The organism is Pseudoxanthomonas sacheonensis, assembly GCF_010093305.1.
In the GTDB taxonomy this organism is placed as follows: Bacteria; Pseudomonadota; Gammaproteobacteria; order Xanthomonadales; family Xanthomonadaceae; genus Pseudoxanthomonas_A; species Pseudoxanthomonas_A sacheonensis.
Genome location: NZ_PDWS01000014.1, coordinates 1 through 16,766, shown reverse-complemented (window position 1 = coordinate 16,766; position 16,766 = coordinate 1). Strand labels below are relative to the sequence as shown.

Here is a 16,766-nt window from a genome sequence, read left to right as displayed (position 1 = left end):
CAGCCCAGAGCGTCGCGGGCAGGGCCCGCTCCTACAGACCCTCTCCCACCCCCCACCCACCTGAGTAGAAATGAGCGAGAAGAAGAGCTTCAAAGTCGCTGTCGTCGGCGCCACCGGTGCCGTCGGCGAAGTCATGCTGTCGATCCTGGCGGAGCGCAAATTCCCGATCAGCGAACTGGTCGCTCTGGCCAGCGAGCGTTCGGCCGGCGCCGACGTCGACTTCGGCGGCCGCAAGATCGCCGTGCAGGACCTGGCCACCTTCGATCCGGCCGGCGTCGATATCGCCCTGTTTTCGGCGGGCGGCGGCATTTCCAAGGAATACGCGCCCAAATTCGCCGCCGCCGGCGCGGTGGTGATCGACAACTCCTCGGCCTTCCGCTACGACGACGACGTGCCGCTGGTGATCAGCGAAGTGAACCCCGAGGCGGCCAAAAACCGCCCGCGCGGCATCATCGCCAACCCCAACTGCTCGACCATGCAGATGCTGGTGGCGCTGGCGCCGATCCATCGCGCGGTCGGCATCGAGCGCATCAACGTGGCCACCTACCAGTCTGTCTCCGGTGGCGGTCGCTCGGCGTTGGAAGAACTGGGCAAGCAGACCGGCCAGCTGCTCAATTTCCAGGAAATCGATCCGCAGCGCTTCCCGGTGCAGATCGCCTTCAACCTGATCCCGCATATCGACGATTTCCAGGACAACGGCTACACCAAGGAAGAAATGAAACTGGTGTGGGAAACCCGCAAGATCCTGGCCGACGACAGCATCCAGGTGAACCCCACCGCGGTGCGCGTGCCGGTGTTCTACGGTCACTCCGAAGCGGTCAATGTGGAAACCAGAACCAAGATCAGCGCCGCCGACGTGCGCAAGCTGCTGGAATCGGCGCCCGGCGTGGAAGTGGTGGACGACACCGTCGCTGGCGGCTATCCGACTCCGGTCACCCACGCCTCCGGCACCGATCCCGTTTACGTAGGCCGCATCCGCGAGGATTTCTCGCATCCGCGCGCCATCAATCTGTGGGTGGTCTCGGACAACATCCGCAAGGGCGCTGCGCTGAACGCGGTGCAGGTGGCCGAGCTGGTAGCTGCCGAATAGGCCCGTAGGTCGGGGCTACGCCCCCGACATCAGGGAATCCGGAATCCACGCGCGTCGGGGGCGTAGCCCCGACCTACCGGGTGAAGACACATTGCGGGGGCCGAAAAAGCTATATTCCCCGGTGGGAATGAACGGGGAACGTGCTTGAAACATGGTTTTCTGAAACTAGCGCCGCGTTTGCTGCTCGGGGTCGCGCTGATCCTGGTCAGCAGCGGCGCCATGGCTTTGGGCCTGGGCGAAATCCGGGTCAAGTCCCAGCCCGGGCAGCCGCTGGTGGCCGAAATTCCGGTTATTTCCACCGAACCCGGCGAGCTGGAGCAACTGCAGGCCCGGTTGGCATCCCCGATAACCTTCGAACGAGTGGGGCTGGCGCGGCCGGAAGGCCTGGTCAGCGGGCTCAATTTCGCGGTCGCGGTCAGCGACGAGGGCAAGCCGGTCATCCGCGTCACCAGCACCGAGCCCGTGCAGGTCGCCGCGGTCAATTTCCTGATCGAAGTCGATTGGGGCCAGGGCCGGCTGGTGCGCGAGTACTCCGCGCTGGTCGACACGCCCGACGCTCTTGCTACCGCAAGCCAGCCGATCATCGACGCGCCGCTGCCGCCGCCCGCCGACACCATCATCCGCGAACCGGAGCCCATCGCCGCGACCGAACCCGCGCCGGCTCCGGCTGCCGAGCCCGTCGCTCCCACGCCTGCTCCCGCCGCGGCCGTTCCCGCGCCGCGTGCGCCGGCAGCCGCGCCTTCGCCAGCGCTGGCGAGCGGCAGCGAACTGGAAGTCCAGCGCGGCCAGACCCTATCGCAGATCGCACGCGATCTGGGACAGGGCTACAGCCTGGACCAGACCATGCTGGCGCTGCTGCGCGCCAATCCCGAAGCCTTCATCAACGGCAACATCAATCGCCTGAAACAAGGCGCGGTATTGCGCGTCCCGCAATCGGCCGAACTGGCGCAACTGGGCGAAGCCGAAGCGGCGGCGCTGGTGCGCGACCAGATGGCCGAGTGGCGGCAGGCGCGCCGACCCATTCCGCAACCTGTCGAAACCACTGCGTCCCCGCTTGCCCCGGCGCCGCCGCGCACCGCGCCGGCAGCTCCGCGCACGGCGGAGGCGCGTCTGGAGATCGCGCCGCCCGATGCCGGCGCGGCGACGCGGGCGGGAACACAATCCGGCATAGATGCCGAAGGCGAGGGCGACATGCTGGCGAACCAACAACTCACGCTGACCAAGGAAGAGCTGGCGGCACGCGAATCGGAAGTGCAGGAACTGCGCGCGCAAGTGGCCGAGCTGGAGAGCCTCAAGCAACAGCAGGCCAAGCTGATAGCGATGAAGGACAGCGAACTGGCGGCCGCGCAACAGCGCCTGGCGAAGTCGCAGGGCGATGCCTCGCAACCCTTGTGGCTATGGGCGGGTTTGGGCCTGCTGGTCGCCGGTTTGGTGGTGGCCTGGCTGATCGGCCGCCGTAAAAAGCCGGTCATCGCGGCCGCCCGCCCGGGTTACGACAGCGCGGCTATGGCCGCGGCCATGCCTGCTGCGGAGCCTGCAGCCCAGGCGTCCGCGCAATCGAAGGCGGACCGTTTCGATGTGCCGCAGGACGGGACGCCGTCCGCGTTGCCCGAAGCGGAACCCGTCCGCGCGCCCGCGCCGCAGGCGTGGACAACGGCTGCAAGCAAACCCACCTGGCACACGGGCGAGGGGCTGAACGTAGCGCCATTGAACGCTGCACCGGCCGGGCGCGAGCGCCTCGAGCTGGCGATCGCCTATCTGGACCTGGGCGATCTGGAAACCGCGCGCGACCTGCTGAACGAAGTAGTCGCCGGCGGCGATGCCGCCGCCCGCAACGAAGCGACGCAGCTGCTGCGCGAGATCGGCTGACCGCCCAGCGATGGGTCGCTGATGCGTTACGCGTTGGGAGTCGAATACGATGGTGGCGAATTCCGTGGCTGGCAACGGCTGAGTCCGCATGGCCAGCCCGGCGAGCCGACCGTGCAGGCCACACTGGAAGACGCACTGTCCTCGGTGGCGGCCGCGCCGGTCGAAGTGATCTGCGCAGGGCGCACCGATGCCGGCGTGCATGCGGAGTGCCAGGTCGTGCATTTCGACAGCGATGCCCCGCGCACGCCGCGCAGCTGGAGCCTGGGCACCACCACCCGCTTGCCGCCTTCGGTCTGCGTGCGCTGGTGCGTACCGATGGCGGACGATTTCAACGCGCGCTTTTCGGCGCGGGCGCGGCGCTACCGCTACCGCATCCTCAACCGTGCGGTGCGGCCGGCCCTGGGCAGGCAGCAACTGAGCTGGGAGCGTTTGCCCCTGGATGCCGAAGCCATGCATCGCGCCGCGCAATCGTTGCTGGGAGAGAACGACTTCAACGCCTTCCGTACCGTGCACTGCCAGGCGCCGCATGCGGTGCGCGACCTGCAGAAGCTCTCGATCGTGCGCGAGGGCGAGCAGGTGAGGGTGGACATACAGGCCAACGCATTCCTGCATCACATGGTCCGCAACATCGTCGGATCGCTGTTGATGGTGGGGCGAGGCGAGAAACCAGAAAGCTGGATTGCGGAATTGCTCGCAGGGCGCGACCGGACACTGGCCGGGCCCACCGCACCGGCCGATGGCTTGGTCTTTCTGGGTCCACTGTATCCGCGGAAATGGGGCCTTCCGGAGGAAGTGAGCCTTCCGGACTGAGCTCCTGCTTTTTCTCCCCCTTTGAAAAAGGGGGGCAAGGGGGATTTGCTCTTGCTTTCGCTTCTGAATCAAGATCAAGAGCAAGATCAAAAGCAAATCCCCCGTAGCCCCCTTTTCCAAAGGGGGCAAAGCCAAAGCCAAAGCGGTTACGCTGTTCCCGATTCCCGATTCCCGATTCCCGATTCCCCGCCATGACCCACACCCGTATCAAGTTCTGCGGACTGACCCGCGCCGAAGACGTGCGTCTGGCGGTGGAGCTGGGCGTGGACTACGTTGGTCTGGTGTTCGCGTCGCGCAGTCCGCGCAGGTTGCTGTTGGGGCAAGCGCGGATGCTGCGCGAACTGGTGCCGGAAGAAATCGCGGTGGTCGCCCTGGTGATGGACAACACGCCGGTGGAGATCGAAGCGTTGATCGAAAACGTGCGTCCGGATCTGCTGCAGTTCCATGGCGGCGAACCCGACGCCTTCTGCGCCGGGTTCGGCCTGCCTTTCCTCAAAGCCATCGCCATGGCCAGCGAAGACGAAGACGCATCCGCACGGGCCGCCGAATTTCCGTCCGCTTACGGCTATCTGCTCGACGGCCACGCCAAGGGCGAGCAGGGCGGCAGCGGTCAGCGCTTCGACTGGAAACGGGTGCCGCACCTCGAAAAACCGGTCTTTCTGGCCGGTGGACTGACCAGCGAGAACGTGGCGACCGCTATCCGCACCGCACGGCCCTGGGGTGTGGATGTGTCCAGCGGCATCGAATCGGCGCCGGGAATAAAGAATCCCGACCGCATGCGTTTTTTCCTGGACGAGGCCCGGCGCGCCGACGCGCAGCCCGATTGAGCGTTCGCATCATGGCGCATCGCCGGCCAGCTCGCGCCGCAGCCATTCGGCCAGTTGGCCGATGCGCGCATCGGCCTCGTTACGGCGGGCGCAAAGCACCCACTGCCCCGGCGCTTCCACGAAGCCCCATGGCGCCGCCAAACGTCCGGACTCTATTTCCTCGCTGACCAGCGGTTGCGGCGCGATCGCCACGCCTAGTCCGGCCACCGCCGCTTCCAGCAGGTAATAGAGGTGTTCGAAACCCGCGCCGAAATTCAGGCTATCCGCTTGCAGGCCATTGCTTGCCGCCCACGCCGGCCACGCCTGCGGCCGCGAGCTGGTGTGCAGCAATGCCTCGTCCAGCAACGCCGCAGGCGGCCGGTCGCGCAGCGAGTCGAAGCCGGCATAGCGCGGACTCACCACCGGGCCGATCCTTTCGGCGGCCAGTTCATGCACCTGCCAACTTTCATGGAACGGCGGCTCCGCCAGCAGCAACGCGGCATCCAGGCCGCCCAAACGCGCATCGAAATCGCCTTCGTGCACCACCAGATGCAGTTTCAGGTCCGGCAGTTCCCGGCTGAGGCGTGGCAGACGGGGGATGACCCAGCGGGCCAGCACGCTGCCTGGGCACCCCAGCACCAGTGCCGAAGGGGCGCTGTCGCGACGCAGCTCCGACCAGGACTCCTCCAACTGCTGGAAGGCAGTGCCGGTGGCGTCGCGCAAGCGCACGCCAGCCGGTGTCAGAGCCAGGCCGCGGCCCTCCCGCGCGAACAGCGCTTTGCCCAGCTCGCCTTCCAGCGCTTTTATCTGCCTGCTGACGGCGCCATGGGTGACGTGCAGCTCGTTCGCCGCGCGGGTCACGCTTTCCAGGCGGGCGGCGGCCTCGAAAGCGTGCAGGGCATTGAGCGAGGGCAGTTTCCGGGGCATGAATAGGTGAGTTTTACTGACAACTAAGTGAGATCTTATAGCTTTATGGAGGATTTTGTGTGCGTTAAAGTGCAGGCTCCGTATTGATGCTGTTCGATCAACCATGAGCCAGGCCCCGACCACCGACTACCACGCCTATCCCGACGCCAGTGGCCACTTCGGGCGCTACGGCGGCCGATTCGTCGCCGAAACCCTGATCGGCCCGTTGCAGGAATTGGCCGCCGCCTACGACGCGGCGCGGGTGGATCCGGCTTTCATCGCCGAGTTCGAAAAAGACCTCAAGCACTACGTCGGCCGCCCCAGCCCCATCTACGAGGCCGAGCGTCTGTCGCGCGAAGTCGGCGGCGCGCGCATCCTGCTCAAGCGCGAAGACCTGAACCACACCGGCGCGCACAAGATCAACAACACCATCGGCCAGGCCCTGCTGGCCAGCCGCATGGGCAAGACCCGCATCATCGCCGAGACCGGCGCCGGCCAGCACGGCGTGGCCAGCGCCACCGTCGCCGCGCGCCTGGGCCTGGAATGCGTGGTGTACATGGGCGCCACCGACATCGAGCGCCAGAAGATCAACGTCTACCGCATGAAACTGCTGGGCGCGACGGTGGTTCCGGTCACCTCTGGTTCGCAGACGCTGAAGGATGCGTTGAACGAAGCCATGCGCGACTGGGTGACCAACGTGCGCGACACCTTCTACATCATCGGCACCGTCGCCGGCCCCGACCCGTATCCGCGCATGGTGCGCGATTTCAACGCCGTGGTCGGACGCGAGGCGCGCGCGCAGATGCTGGCCGACTACGGCCGCCTGCCGGATGCGATCACCGCCTGCGTGGGCGGCGGCAGCAATGCCATCGGTCTGTTTCATGCGTTCCTCAACGATGCCGAAGTGAAGATCGTCGGCGCCGAAGCGGCGGGCGATGGCATCGAGACCGGCCGCCATGCGGCTTCCATCGCCGCTGGCCGACCGGGTGTGCTGCATGGCAACCGCACCTACGTGATCTGCGATGACGATGGGCAGATCATCGAGACGCATTCGGTGTCCGCCGGACTGGATTACCCGGGAGTCGGGCCGGAGCATTCCTTCCTCAGCGATGCAGGTCGCGCGCAATACGTGGGCGTGACCGATGACGAAGCGCTGGCTGCGTTCCATACGCTGGCTCGCACTGAAGGCATCCTGGCCGCGTTGGAATCCAGCCACGCCGTCGCTCAGGCAATCAAATTGGCGCGCGAACTGCCCAAGGACGCGCTGGTGCTGTGCAATCTTTCCGGTCGCGGCGACAAGGATGTGCACACCATCGCCGCGCGCGAGGGTTTTGAGCTTTAAGCATTTTCCCTTCTCCCCTCGGGAGAAGGTGCCCGAAGGGCGGATGAGGGTACGGCGGAGCAGCGAGTGCCGAACTGCTGAAGCCGTTTCAACATCCGGGCTTCGCCGCACCCTCACCCCAACCCCTCTCCCGATGGGAGAGGGGCTCAACCGAGCCTCCTAACGTGAGTCGAATCGCCAGCCGTTTTTCACAGCTCAAATCCGCGCAACGCAAAGCGCTGATCCCCTTCGTCACCGCCGGCGATCCTTCGCTGGAAGCCACCGTGCCGGTCATGCACGCGCTGGTCGCCGCTGGCGCCGATGTGATCGAGCTGGGCGTTCCGTTCTCCGATCCCATGGCCGACGGTCCGGTCATCCAGCGCAGTTCCGAACAGGCCTTGCGGCGCGGCGCGGGCCTGCGTTATGTGTTGCAGGCGGTCGCCGAATTCCGCCAGCGCGATGCCGACACACCGGTGGTGCTGATGGGCTATCTGAATCCGGTCGAGATCCATGGCGACCAGCGTTTCGCCGAAGAAGCGGCGCAGGCCGGCGTCGACGGCGTACTGCTGGTCGACCTGCCGCCGGAAGAAGCCGGCGAGACGCGCCAAATTTTCAGCCGGCATGGCCTGGATCTGATCGCACTCGCCGCGCCGACCACCACGCCCGAGCGTATGGCCATGCTGTGCGAGTCCGCGCAGGGCTACCTGTACTACGTCAGCTTCGCCGGCGTGACCGGTGCGGGCCATCTGGATGCGCAAGCCGCAGGCGGACGGCTGCATGCGTTGCGCGCGCAGTCGCGGGTGCCGGTGGTGGCCGGTTTCGGTATCAAGGACGCAGCCAGCGCGGCGGCCATGGCGGTGGAAGCCGATGGCGTGGTGGTCGGCAGCGCATTGGTGGCGTGCCTGGCGGACGCCGCAAGCCCCGAGGAAGCGGTTTCCCGCGCTGCAGCATTCCTGGCTCCGCTGCGCCGGGCTTTGGACGGCTGAACTCAAAAAGCGGCGGCTGGGATAAACTCGCGCGCTGATCCAAGCGCTGAAACTGAACGGGATATCTCAAACGCATGAGCTGGCTGAGCAAACTGATGCCGTCGGGCATCCGCACCCAGGCGGGCGCCAACAAGAACAAGCGCAGCGTGCCCGAGGGGCTGTGGGAAAAATGCGAGCGTTGCGGTTCGGTGCTTTACCGCCCCGAGCTGGAAGAGAATCTGGAGGTCTGCCCCAAGTGCAGCTTCCATATGGCCATCCGCGCGCGCGCGCGCCTGAACGCGCTGTTCGACGCCGGGGCCGCCACGCAGGAGGTCGGTTCGGTGCTGGGTCCGGTCGACGCGCTGAAGTTCAAGGACCAGAAGAAATACGCGGACCGCATCAAGGCATCGCAGAAAGCCACCGGCGAGCGCGACGCGCTGATCGTGCTGCAGGGCCCGCTGAAGGGACGTCCGCTGGTCGCCGCTGCGTTCGATTTCGCCTTCATGGGCGGCTCGATGGGTTCGGTGGTGGGCGAGCGTTTCGCCCTGGGCGCCGAACGCGCACTGGAAATAGGGTCGCCGTTCGTGTGCTTTTCGGCCAGCGGCGGCGCGCGCATGCAGGAAGGCCTGTTTTCGCTGATGCAGATGGCCAAGACCTCGGCTGCGCTGGGCCGTTTGCGCGAGGCCGGCTTGCCTTACATCTCGGTGATGACCCATCCCACCACCGGCGGCGTGTCCGCCTCGTTCGCGATGCTGGGCGACATCAACATGGCCGAACCCGAAGCGCTGATCGGTTTCGCCGGGCCGCGGGTGATCGAGCAGACCGTGCGCGAGACCTTGCCCGAAGGTTTCCAGCGCTCCGAGTTCCTGGTCGAACACGGCGCCATCGACCAGATCTGCGACCGCCGCGAGATGCGTGACCGCTTGGCCGATCTGCTGGCGTTGATGCTGAAACAACCCAAGCCGCAGGAAGGCCCGCTGGTGGACGCCGCATGAACATAAACGTCGGGAATTGGGAAAGAGGAATGGGGAATCGGAAGAGCAAGAGCGATTGCTCCTCGCAGTCAGGACTCGTGCTTTTTCCATTCCCCATTCCCTATTCCCTATTCCCGGCTCCTGGAGCCACCGCATGAGCCGCAAATATTTCGGTACCGACGGCATTCGCGGCCGGGTGGGCGAGGGCCCCATTTCGGCCGATTTCATGCTGCGGCTGGGCAACGCCTACGGCCACGCGCTGCGCGCTTCGGTCAAGAGCGCCGGCGACTGGCGCAAGCCGGTAGTGATCATCGGCAAGGACACGCGCATCTCCAACTACATGTTCGAGGCAGCGCTTGAGGCCGGCCTGGTGGCGGCGGGCGTGGACGTGGAACTGATGGGGCCGATGCCCACGCCGGCGGTGTCGCACATGACCCGCTCGCTGCGCGCGGACGGCGGTATCGTGATTTCCGCTTCGCACAATCCGCACCACGACAACGGCATCAAGTTCTTCTCCGCCGAAGGCGAGAAGCTGGACGATGCGACCGAACTGGCCATCGAGGCGGCGCTGGAGCATCCGTTCCGCACCGTGCCTTCCGAACAACTGGGTAAAGCGGTACGCACGCGCGATGCCATCGGCCGCTATGTGGAGGCCTGCAAGAATTCCGTGTCGCGGCAGTTCGATCTGCAGGGCATGCGCATCGTGGTCGATTGCGCCAATGGCGCGACCTACCAGGTCGGGCCGATCGTGTTGCGCGAACTCGGCGCTCGCGTCGAAGCGATCGGCGTGGAACCCAACGGACTCAACATCAACGACGGCGTGGGTTCCACCCATCCCGAACTGCTGGCCGCGCGCGTACGCGAAACCGGCGCGGATCTGGGCATCGCTTTCGACGGCGACGGCGACCGCGTGCTGTTCGTCGACGGGCAGGGCGAAATCGTCGACGGCGACGGCCTGATCTACGTGCTGGCCAACGACTGGAAGAAGAGTGGCCGCCTGCGCGGCCCCGTGGTCGGCACGCTGATGACCAACTACGGTCTGGAAAAAGCCTTCGGCCAATCCGGTATCGAGTTCGTCCGCGCCAAAGTCGGCGACCGCTATGTGCATCAGGCGCTGGTCGAAGGCAAAGGCATCCTGGGTGGCGAAGCCTCCGGGCATCTGCTGTGCCTGGACCGCACCAGCACCGGCGACGGCATCGTCAGCGCGCTGCAGGTGCTGGAAGTGCTGGGCCGCACGGGCAGGTCGTTGCGGCAGGCGCTGGAAGGTCTGACGATGGTGCCGCAGAAGACCATCAACGTACGTCTGGCCAACGGCGCCAGGCCGACCGAAGCCGATAGCGTCAAGGCCGCCCTGGCCGAAGCGCAGGCCGCGGTTTCCGGGCGCGGGCGCGCTTTCCTGCGTCCGTCGGGCACCGAGCCGGTGGTGCGGGTGACCGTCGAAGCCGATGACGATGTCTTGATGCAGAACACGTTGGAGAAGCTGGCCGATGCGGTGCGCTCGGCGGCTTAGCTTTCCCTTCTCCCTCCGGGAGAAGGTGCCCGAAGAGCCTGCCCCGTACTTGATACGGGGGCGGATGAGGGAGCGGACTCTCCGCTTGCGATGCCGTTCCCGTGGGCTGCAATTCTCCCTCCCTCATCCGGCGCTGCGCGCCACCTTCTCCCGGTGGGAGAAGGGAACAAAAGCCAGAGCAAAAAAATGACAGCAAGAATTCCCACCCTAGACATCACCCGTTTCGACACCGACCGCGAAGCCTTCGTCGCCGAACTCGGCGCCGCCTATCGCCAATGGGGTTTCGCCGGTATCCGCAACCACGGCATCCCGCAGCCGGCGATCGATGCGGCCTACGAGGTGTTCCGCAATTTCTTCGCTCTGCCCGAAGAAACCAAGCTGAAGTACCACGTGCCCGGCAGCGGCGGCGCGCGCGGCTACACGCCGTTCGGTGTGGAGACGGCCAAGGATTCCAAGCACTTCGATCTGAAGGAGTTCTGGCATATCGGTCGCGAGATCCCGCGCGACTCGAAATATGCGGAAGTAATGCCGCCCAATCTGTGGCCCGATGAAGTGCCCGGTTTCCGCGAGCACGGCTACGGACTCTATGAGGCGCTGGACAAGCTCGGCTCGCGGGTCCTGTCCGCCCTGGCGCTGCATCTGGGGCTGGCGGAGAATTATTTCGCGGACAAGACCGACTCCGGCAACTCCATCCTGCGCCCCATCCATTACCCGCCCATCACCGCCGACGACATCCCCAACGTGCGCGCCGGCGCGCACGAGGACATCAACCTGATCACGCTGCTGGTCGGCGCCAGCGCCGCCGGTCTGGAAGTCAAATCCCAGCAGGGCGAATGGGTGCCTTTCACCTCGGATGCGGACACCATCGTGGTCAACATCGGCGACATGCTGCAGCGCCTGACCAACCACGTGTACCCGTCCACCACGCATCGGGTGGTCAATCCGCCGGGCGAGCAGGCGCGCAAGCCGCGCTATTCGGTACCGTTCTTCCTGCACCCCAATCCGGATTTCCTGATCGACGTGTTGCCATCGACCGTCACTGCAGGAAATCCCAAGCGCTATCCGGAGCCGATCACCGCCCAGGGTTATTTGGAAGAGCGGTTGCGCGAGATCAAGCTGAAGTAGGTTGTAGCTGAGGTAGGTCGGCCCTACGTGGCCGACGCGCGATATCTCCGGGTTCGTCGGTAGTCGGGGACGTAGCCCCGACCTACGCAAGAACTAGCTGAAGTAAGCCAGCAACCTTCCGTATGCCGCGGGAAAAATGAGCCGTCATCCCAGCGAAAGCTGGGATCCATTTTGCTCTTGCTTCTGTCTCGCCGATCGCGAAAATCAAGATGGATCCCAGCTTTCGCTGGGATGACGATGTCGGGTGTGACCCAGGCTGCGACACCGGCAGTTCGATCCGGCTTCAATCCACCTTGCGGATCTTCCCCGAATTCCTGCCCATCAATCCCAGCACCAGCCCATCGGGCAGGTGTTTGGCGACGAAACGAAGCAGCTTGTAGACGCGCCCCGGCACCACGACCACGCGTCCGCGTTCGACGCCGTCGATACCCGCCCTGGCCACCGCATCGGTTTCCAGCCACGCCCATTTCGGAAGCTTGGACATCATCTCCCGGGTGCCGGTGACGTCATGGAATTCGGACCAGGTGAAACCCGGGCATAGCGCGGTGACATGCACGCCGCGGTCCAGGTTTTCCAGCGAAAGCGATTCGCTGAACCTCACCAGGTAGGCCTTGACCGCTGCGTACAGCGTCTGTCCGTCTGCGCCCGGCACCAGGGCGGCGAAGGAAGCCACGTTGAGGATGCGGCCGTTGCCGGACGCGCGGATCGCCGGCAACAGCCGCCAGGTCAGTTCGCTGGTCGCGCCGATCATGACCTGCAGGAACTGCGCATGCGTCCGCCAGTCCTTGGTCAGATAGCGGCCGGGTACGCCGTAGCCGGCGTTGTTGACCAGAATCCTGACCGGCAAGCCGCGGCGCTGGATCTCGGTAACCAGGGCTTCGGGTACCTGGAGGTCGCTGAGGTCGGCGGGAATCACTTCCACCGCCACTTCGCGGCGCAATTCGGCGGCCAGTCGCTCCAGTTTGTCCACGCGGCGCGCGGTCAGGATCAAGGGCACGCCCCGGCGTGCGTATTCCCGCGCGATGGCCGCGCCGATGCCGCTGGAAGCGCCGGTGACCAGCGCGTAGCCGGCGGAAGCATTGGAAGGCATCGGTCGCATCCTGAATGAAGACGGGGCAGGGCATCGGCTATTCTTTGCGCCCCTGCCGTCGGGCTGGACAGGAATCACACGATGCGCCGCAAGATCGTAGCCGGAAACTGGAAGCTCCACGGCACCCGCACCTTCGCCACGGGCCTGGTCGCCGAGCTGGCCGCCGGCCTGCCGCTGCCGGGCGTGGAGGTGGTGGTGCTGCCGCCCATGCCTTACCTGGGCGACCTGATCGAGGACTTCGAGCGCCACGACATCTTCTTCGGCGCCCAGGACGTCAGCAGCAACGAAAAAGGGGCCTATACCGGCGAAGTTTCGGCGGCGATGCTGGTCGACGTGGGCGCCCGCTACGGGCTGGTCGGCCATTCCGAGCGCCGCCAATACCATGCGGAGAGCAGCGAGCTGGTGGCCGCCAAGTTCGTCGCCGCCAAGCATGCCGGGCTGGTTCCCATTCTCTGCGTGGGCGAAACCCTGGAACAGCGCGAAGCCGGCCGGACCGAGGCCGTGATCGCCGCGCAGCTGGCCCCGGTACTGGATCTGGCCGGTATCGGGGCGTTCGCGGAGGCCGTGGTGGCCTACGAACCGGTCTGGGCCATCGGTACCGGCCGCACCGCGACCCCGCGGCAGGCGCAGGACGTGCACGCCTTCATTCGTGGCGTGGTCAAGGCCCGCGATGCTAGAATTGGCGATTCGCTGCCGCTGCTGTATGGCGGAAGCGTCAAGCCCGACAATGCCGCGGAACTGTTCGCGCAGCCCGATGTCGATGGTGGACTGGTCGGTGGCGCCTCCCTGGTGGCCGCCGACTTCCTGGCCATCGCGCGGGCCGCGGCCCGCTGATCCACCGCCGGGCCTGGCGCACGCATCCTGTTTTGAAGAACTTATCGAGATCCACAAATGTTGATGTTGATCCTTAATGTGATCTATGTGCTGGTGGCCATCGCGATCATCGCGATGGTGCTGATGCAGCGCGGCAGCGGCGCGGCCGCGGGTTCGGGCTTCGGCGCGGGCGCTTCCGGCACCGTGTTCGGTGCGCGCGGCGCGTCCAACTTCCTGTCCAAGAGCACCAAGTGGCTGGCCATCGTGTTTTTCGGCATCAGCCTGTTCATGGCCTGGCAGGCCTCGCACAGCGCACGTCCGGTGGCGCAGCAGAATCTCGGCGTCATGGCCGAACAGCCGGCCGCTCCCGCGGCTGCGGGCGAATTGTCGAAGCCGGCGCAGTCGCCGTCGACGGTGCCCAGCGCGCCGATCGCCGCGCCTGGCGCAACGCCTTCTTCCGTGCCGTCGGCGCCCGCTTCTTCGGTGCCGGTCGAATCGGTTCCGGTGGAAGCTCCGGCAGTAAAGGAAACCGCGCCATCGACGCCCGCGCAGGCGCCCGTGGCACCGCCGCAAGGCGGCTGAAGACGGTTACAATAGTTTCCGCGCTCGGGCTTGCCCAAGCGCATACGTTTGCCCAGGTGGCGGAATTGGTAGACGCACTACCTTGAGGTGGTAGCGGCGAAAGTCGTAGGGGTTCGAGTCCCCTCTTGGGCACCAAGCAAGACGGCAGGTCAATGCCTGCCAAGGCTCGTGGCGTAATCGGACCGGGATCACTCCCGGTTGTTCCGTCGCCACTCGAGCACTTCCCCGATAATCCAGGTTGCCGGACGGCGGGCGATCCGCTTGGGGAATGTTGGCTTGCAGGCGATGGTCCGCAGCCAGTAGTCCGGAGACATGCCCCACAGCTTGGCGCAGTCCTCCGTGTTGGCCGGTAGTTCGTGGTCGGGGATCTTAAGTGCCGCGCTCATCGCCGACTCCTCCTTTCATGAAGGTGATCCAATGTGTTCCGCTCCTCTTGCCAGAAGGGTGGCCGAATAGCGGCTTGCGGTCAGTCAATGCCAGCACTTCGCGCACCGGAACCTGCACCTCCGACCACTTGAAGATCAGCACGCCCTCGGGACGCAGGACGCGGAAGCACTCCGCGAACCCGGCCCGAAGATCCTCGCGCCAGTCCGCACCGAGTCGCCCGTACTTGCTGGCCAGCCAACTACGCGCACCGGCCTGGACGAGATGGGGCGGATCGAACACCACCAGCGGAAACGAGCAATCCGCGAAGGGCATGTTGCGGAAGTCCATGCGAATGTCCGGATGGATGGACAGAACCCGCACGCCGGACACGTTGCGCTCAGACCTGTCCGTGACGGTGATGGACTCGTCACGCTGATCGCCGAACAAGCCGCGCTGATCGGTCGGGTCCAGCCACATCATGCGAGTGCCGCAGCATGGATCGAGCACGACAGCCTCACTCACGACCCCACCTCCCCCGCGCCGCCCGAGTCTAGGGCGAGTAGGCGGACTTTTCGGAACAAGATGTTCGGCATATCCCGAATCTCGATGTACGTCATGCCGGCGATCACGATGCGAGGATTTCCGTCCTCATCGTCGCCCATTCGATCCACTATTCCGGCCGGCGCCGCCTCAATCTCCGCCACCAGCTCAGCCAGCAGCACGTCCGGGTGCCCGGGGTATCGCGTGCGTCCGTCGTCTTTCAGAGTGGACAGGTAGGCTTTGGCGTTGGATAGGGCGGTCATGCTGCGGCCAACTCATGGGTGCGCGGAACCTTGAAGCCCGCAGCATTCGCATGTCCGCCACCGCCGTAATGGCGTGCAATCTGGCTAACGTCGGTCCCGCCATCCACTGACCGCAATCCGAACTGGCGACCGTCTGGCAAATCCCAATAGCACGCGGCGAAGTCCTCGCCTTGCGCCATCAGGTGGCCCGCATCGCTTACCAGCGTGTACGGCAGACTCGCCACTGGCACGTCATGCCCGGCGATAGTCATGCGCCGCTGGCACACCCTCACCAGTTCTGCCACGTCTTTATGGTGCTTGCGCTCGATTGCCTCGCCTTCCTTGCGAAGTTCTGCCGGGTCTATAGCCGCTAGGCGATCCCATAGCGTGAAGCTGTATTCGTAGCTGAAAACCGTAGCTTGAACTTCGCGAGTGCCGGGCAATGCGAACCGCCACAAGTCGCGATCCTCTACGTGATTCACCAGCGCAGGGCGAGGCACGCAAGGATGGAAGAAGTCCCACGCAATGCCTGCTCCGCTACGATCCATGTCGAAATAAGCGTAGATGATTGCCTTGCGGATGCCCTCCCACTGGTCCTGAATCACGCACCCTTGCACGTAATTCCATGTTCGGGGAGCGGTCCATCTATCGCTATCCATGCGGATCACGGTCAAGTGTTCTTCATTGGTAAACGAAAGGTCCGGCAAGTCCTCCGATGCGCTTTTGTGGTGATCCAGCACCAGAATCGACCTCGCGGAAAGCTGCATCTGCCGCATCGTCTCCGGCTTGTAGCAGAAGTCCACCAGCACAACGTCGCGGCCCTTCACGTCTGGCGGGTCGGCTTGATAGATGCCAGCGTAATACTCCGCATCATCGCCAAAGAATCTCCATGCCGCCCATGCAGCAGTAAAGCCATCAGCGCAATTCCCGTGGTAGATAACGATCACATTCTTGAAGTCCATCATTTCGATTCCTCAGAGTCCAGGGCGGCTATGGCTGCGTCCAGTGCGAGACCCAGCATGCGTGGATCAGTCTGCGGTCCTTCGGCTCCTCGCCGCCATGCGTTGTGGCTGCGGAGGATTTCAAGGGTCTTTTGACGGTTCAGCACACCTGAAGGCCACGCCTCCGCCCTCTCGCCAGCCTGTGGGGGTGTTGGGGTCATGTCAGTTCCTTGGCTTTGCGGCGCTCATCAATCTCGTAAAGCGCGTCACTCAGGGCAACCATTGCCCGCTCGCATTCCAGGTGTGCCGCATGGCTATCCATGAATCCATCCGCCTTGCCGAGCGCATTAAACGCGCAGACGACTCGCCTTGCAGCCGCTTCAAGAATCATGGCTCGAAGCCCTCGGGCAGGCCAAGCCAGTCGTACCTGCTATCCCATCGCGCTATCAAGCTCATGGTCTCGTGCAGCAGGGCCTCGCATGGGTTGTCGCTATCCGGTTTTGGGCGATACCCGGACATTACGAAGGCGTTCCCGCACTTTCGCAAAGTGTCCATGCACTCATTCACCGTAATTGGTTCGGGTTGCTTTGTGCGCTTCATTCGTCATCCTCAGTCCAGTCGTTCTTGCATTGGCGACACTTGCCCTTGACCGGTCCACCGCAGCACTCGTAATCGGCGCACTGACCCAAATCTAGGTACACCCAGCCAGAGCCGCCGCATTCTCTGCATACCGGCACCACTTCATCACCTGTCTCTTATACCCATCTGACGCTGCCTACGAAGAGGATAGCGTAGACTTGCGGGGGACCATTACAC

At 64.9% G+C, this 16,766-nt stretch carries 18 protein-coding genes and 1 tRNA gene; 12 read left to right on the top strand and 7 right to left on the bottom strand.

What is annotated here, in order from left to right; all coding sequences use genetic code 11:
* Nucleotides 1-70: 70 nt before the first annotated feature.
* From CSC73_RS12420 to CSC73_RS12405, 4 genes are all read left to right on the top strand, one after another.
* Entirely contained in the window at nucleotides 71-1,090 is a 1,020-nt protein-coding gene (locus tag CSC73_RS12420; protein ID WP_163840749.1) for an aspartate-semialdehyde dehydrogenase, read from the top strand.
* Nucleotides 1,091-1,234: 144 nt separating this feature from the next.
* Nucleotides 1,235-2,959 carry a motility hub landmark protein FimV gene (locus CSC73_RS12415; RefSeq protein WP_343042723.1) on the top strand — a complete coding sequence of 575 codons (1,725 nt, stop codon included), beginning with the start codon at nucleotides 1,235-1,237 and terminating at the stop codon, nucleotides 2,957-2,959.
* Nucleotides 2,960-2,980: 21 nt separating this feature from the next.
* Nucleotides 2,981-3,769 carry a tRNA pseudouridine(38-40) synthase TruA gene (gene truA, locus CSC73_RS12410; protein ID WP_163840748.1) on the top strand — a complete coding sequence of 263 codons (789 nt, stop codon included), beginning with the start codon at nucleotides 2,981-2,983 and terminating at the stop codon, nucleotides 3,767-3,769.
* A gap of 191 nt (nucleotides 3,770-3,960) precedes the next feature.
* Complete coding sequence (locus CSC73_RS12405) at nucleotides 3,961-4,596, top strand: phosphoribosylanthranilate isomerase (protein WP_163840747.1); 636 nt, start codon at nucleotides 3,961-3,963, stop codon at nucleotides 4,594-4,596.
* Nucleotides 4,597-4,605: 9 nt separating this feature from the next.
* On the opposite strand, the gene CSC73_RS12400 is transcribed toward CSC73_RS12405, so the two are convergent.
* Entirely contained in the window at nucleotides 4,606-5,502 is an 897-nt protein-coding gene (locus CSC73_RS12400) for a LysR family transcriptional regulator (RefSeq protein WP_163840746.1), read from the bottom strand.
* 103 nt (nucleotides 5,503-5,605) lie between these two features.
* On the opposite strand from CSC73_RS12400, the gene trpB reads away from it, so the two are divergent.
* From trpB to CSC73_RS12375, 5 genes are all read left to right on the top strand, one after another.
* Nucleotides 5,606-6,823, top strand: a complete 1,218-nt coding sequence (gene trpB / locus CSC73_RS12395; RefSeq protein ID WP_163840745.1) for a tryptophan synthase subunit beta — start codon at nucleotides 5,606-5,608, stop codon at nucleotides 6,821-6,823.
* Nucleotides 6,824-6,987: 164 nt separating this feature from the next.
* Nucleotides 6,988-7,788, top strand: a complete 801-nt coding sequence (gene trpA / locus CSC73_RS12390; RefSeq protein WP_163840744.1) for a tryptophan synthase subunit alpha — start codon at nucleotides 6,988-6,990, stop codon at nucleotides 7,786-7,788.
* Nucleotides 7,789-7,862: 74 nt separating this feature from the next.
* Entirely contained in the window at nucleotides 7,863-8,762 is a 900-nt protein-coding gene (accD, locus tag CSC73_RS12385) for an acetyl-CoA carboxylase, carboxyltransferase subunit beta (protein ID WP_163840743.1), read from the top strand.
* A gap of 133 nt (nucleotides 8,763-8,895) precedes the next feature.
* Complete coding sequence (gene glmM / locus CSC73_RS12380; protein ID WP_163840742.1) at nucleotides 8,896-10,251, top strand: phosphoglucosamine mutase; 1,356 nt, start codon at nucleotides 8,896-8,898, stop codon at nucleotides 10,249-10,251.
* Nucleotides 10,252-10,437: 186 nt separating this feature from the next.
* Nucleotides 10,438-11,376 carry an isopenicillin N synthase family dioxygenase gene (locus CSC73_RS12375; RefSeq protein ID WP_163840741.1) on the top strand — a complete coding sequence of 313 codons (939 nt, stop codon included), beginning with the start codon at nucleotides 10,438-10,440 and terminating at the stop codon, nucleotides 11,374-11,376.
* Nucleotides 11,377-11,659: 283 nt separating this feature from the next.
* Here the strand turns inward: CSC73_RS12375 and CSC73_RS12370 are convergent, their stop codons facing one another.
* The gene (locus CSC73_RS12370) at nucleotides 11,660-12,466 is read right to left on the bottom strand and encodes an SDR family NAD(P)-dependent oxidoreductase (protein WP_163840740.1); all 807 of its coding nucleotides are present in this window, start codon (nucleotides 12,464-12,466) and stop codon (nucleotides 11,660-11,662) included.
* An 81-nt stretch (nucleotides 12,467-12,547) separates the two neighbouring features.
* Here CSC73_RS12370 and tpiA point away from each other — a divergent pair, with 81 nt between their 5' ends.
* From tpiA to CSC73_RS12355, 3 genes are all read left to right on the top strand, one after another.
* Nucleotides 12,548-13,300 carry a triose-phosphate isomerase gene (gene tpiA / locus CSC73_RS12365; RefSeq protein ID WP_163840739.1) on the top strand — a complete coding sequence of 251 codons (753 nt, stop codon included), beginning with the start codon at nucleotides 12,548-12,550 and terminating at the stop codon, nucleotides 13,298-13,300.
* 57 nt (nucleotides 13,301-13,357) lie between these two features.
* Entirely contained in the window at nucleotides 13,358-13,861 is a 504-nt protein-coding gene (gene secG / locus CSC73_RS12360) for a preprotein translocase subunit SecG (RefSeq protein ID WP_163840738.1), read from the top strand.
* A 50-nt stretch (nucleotides 13,862-13,911) separates the two neighbouring features.
* Nucleotides 13,912-13,996 (top strand) — tRNA-Leu (locus CSC73_RS12355).
* A 53-nt stretch (nucleotides 13,997-14,049) separates the two neighbouring features.
* Here CSC73_RS12355 and CSC73_RS12350 read toward each other — a convergent pair.
* From CSC73_RS12350 to CSC73_RS12330, 5 genes are all read right to left on the bottom strand, one after another.
* Nucleotides 14,050-14,247 (bottom strand): hypothetical protein, encoded by a 198-nt coding sequence (locus CSC73_RS12350; RefSeq protein ID WP_163840737.1) that lies wholly within the window; start codon nucleotides 14,245-14,247, stop codon nucleotides 14,050-14,052.
* Nucleotides 14,231-14,707: a class I SAM-dependent methyltransferase gene (locus CSC73_RS12345; protein ID WP_163840736.1), complete on the bottom strand. Its 477-nt coding sequence runs from the start codon at nucleotides 14,705-14,707 to the stop codon at nucleotides 14,231-14,233. The genes CSC73_RS12350 and CSC73_RS12345 overlap by 17 nt, the downstream gene beginning before the upstream one ends.
* A 38-nt stretch (nucleotides 14,708-14,745) precedes the next feature.
* Complete coding sequence (locus tag CSC73_RS12340; RefSeq protein ID WP_163840735.1) at nucleotides 14,746-15,030, bottom strand: hypothetical protein; 285 nt, start codon at nucleotides 15,028-15,030, stop codon at nucleotides 14,746-14,748.
* Complete coding sequence (locus CSC73_RS12335; protein WP_211840885.1) at nucleotides 15,027-15,974, bottom strand: hypothetical protein; 948 nt, start codon at nucleotides 15,972-15,974, stop codon at nucleotides 15,027-15,029. Before CSC73_RS12335 ends, CSC73_RS12340 begins: the two co-directional genes overlap by 4 nt.
* A 193-nt stretch (nucleotides 15,975-16,167) precedes the next feature.
* Complete coding sequence (locus tag CSC73_RS12330) at nucleotides 16,168-16,341, bottom strand: hypothetical protein (RefSeq protein WP_163840734.1); 174 nt, start codon at nucleotides 16,339-16,341, stop codon at nucleotides 16,168-16,170.
* Between the last annotated feature and the right edge of the window lie 425 nt (nucleotides 16,342-16,766).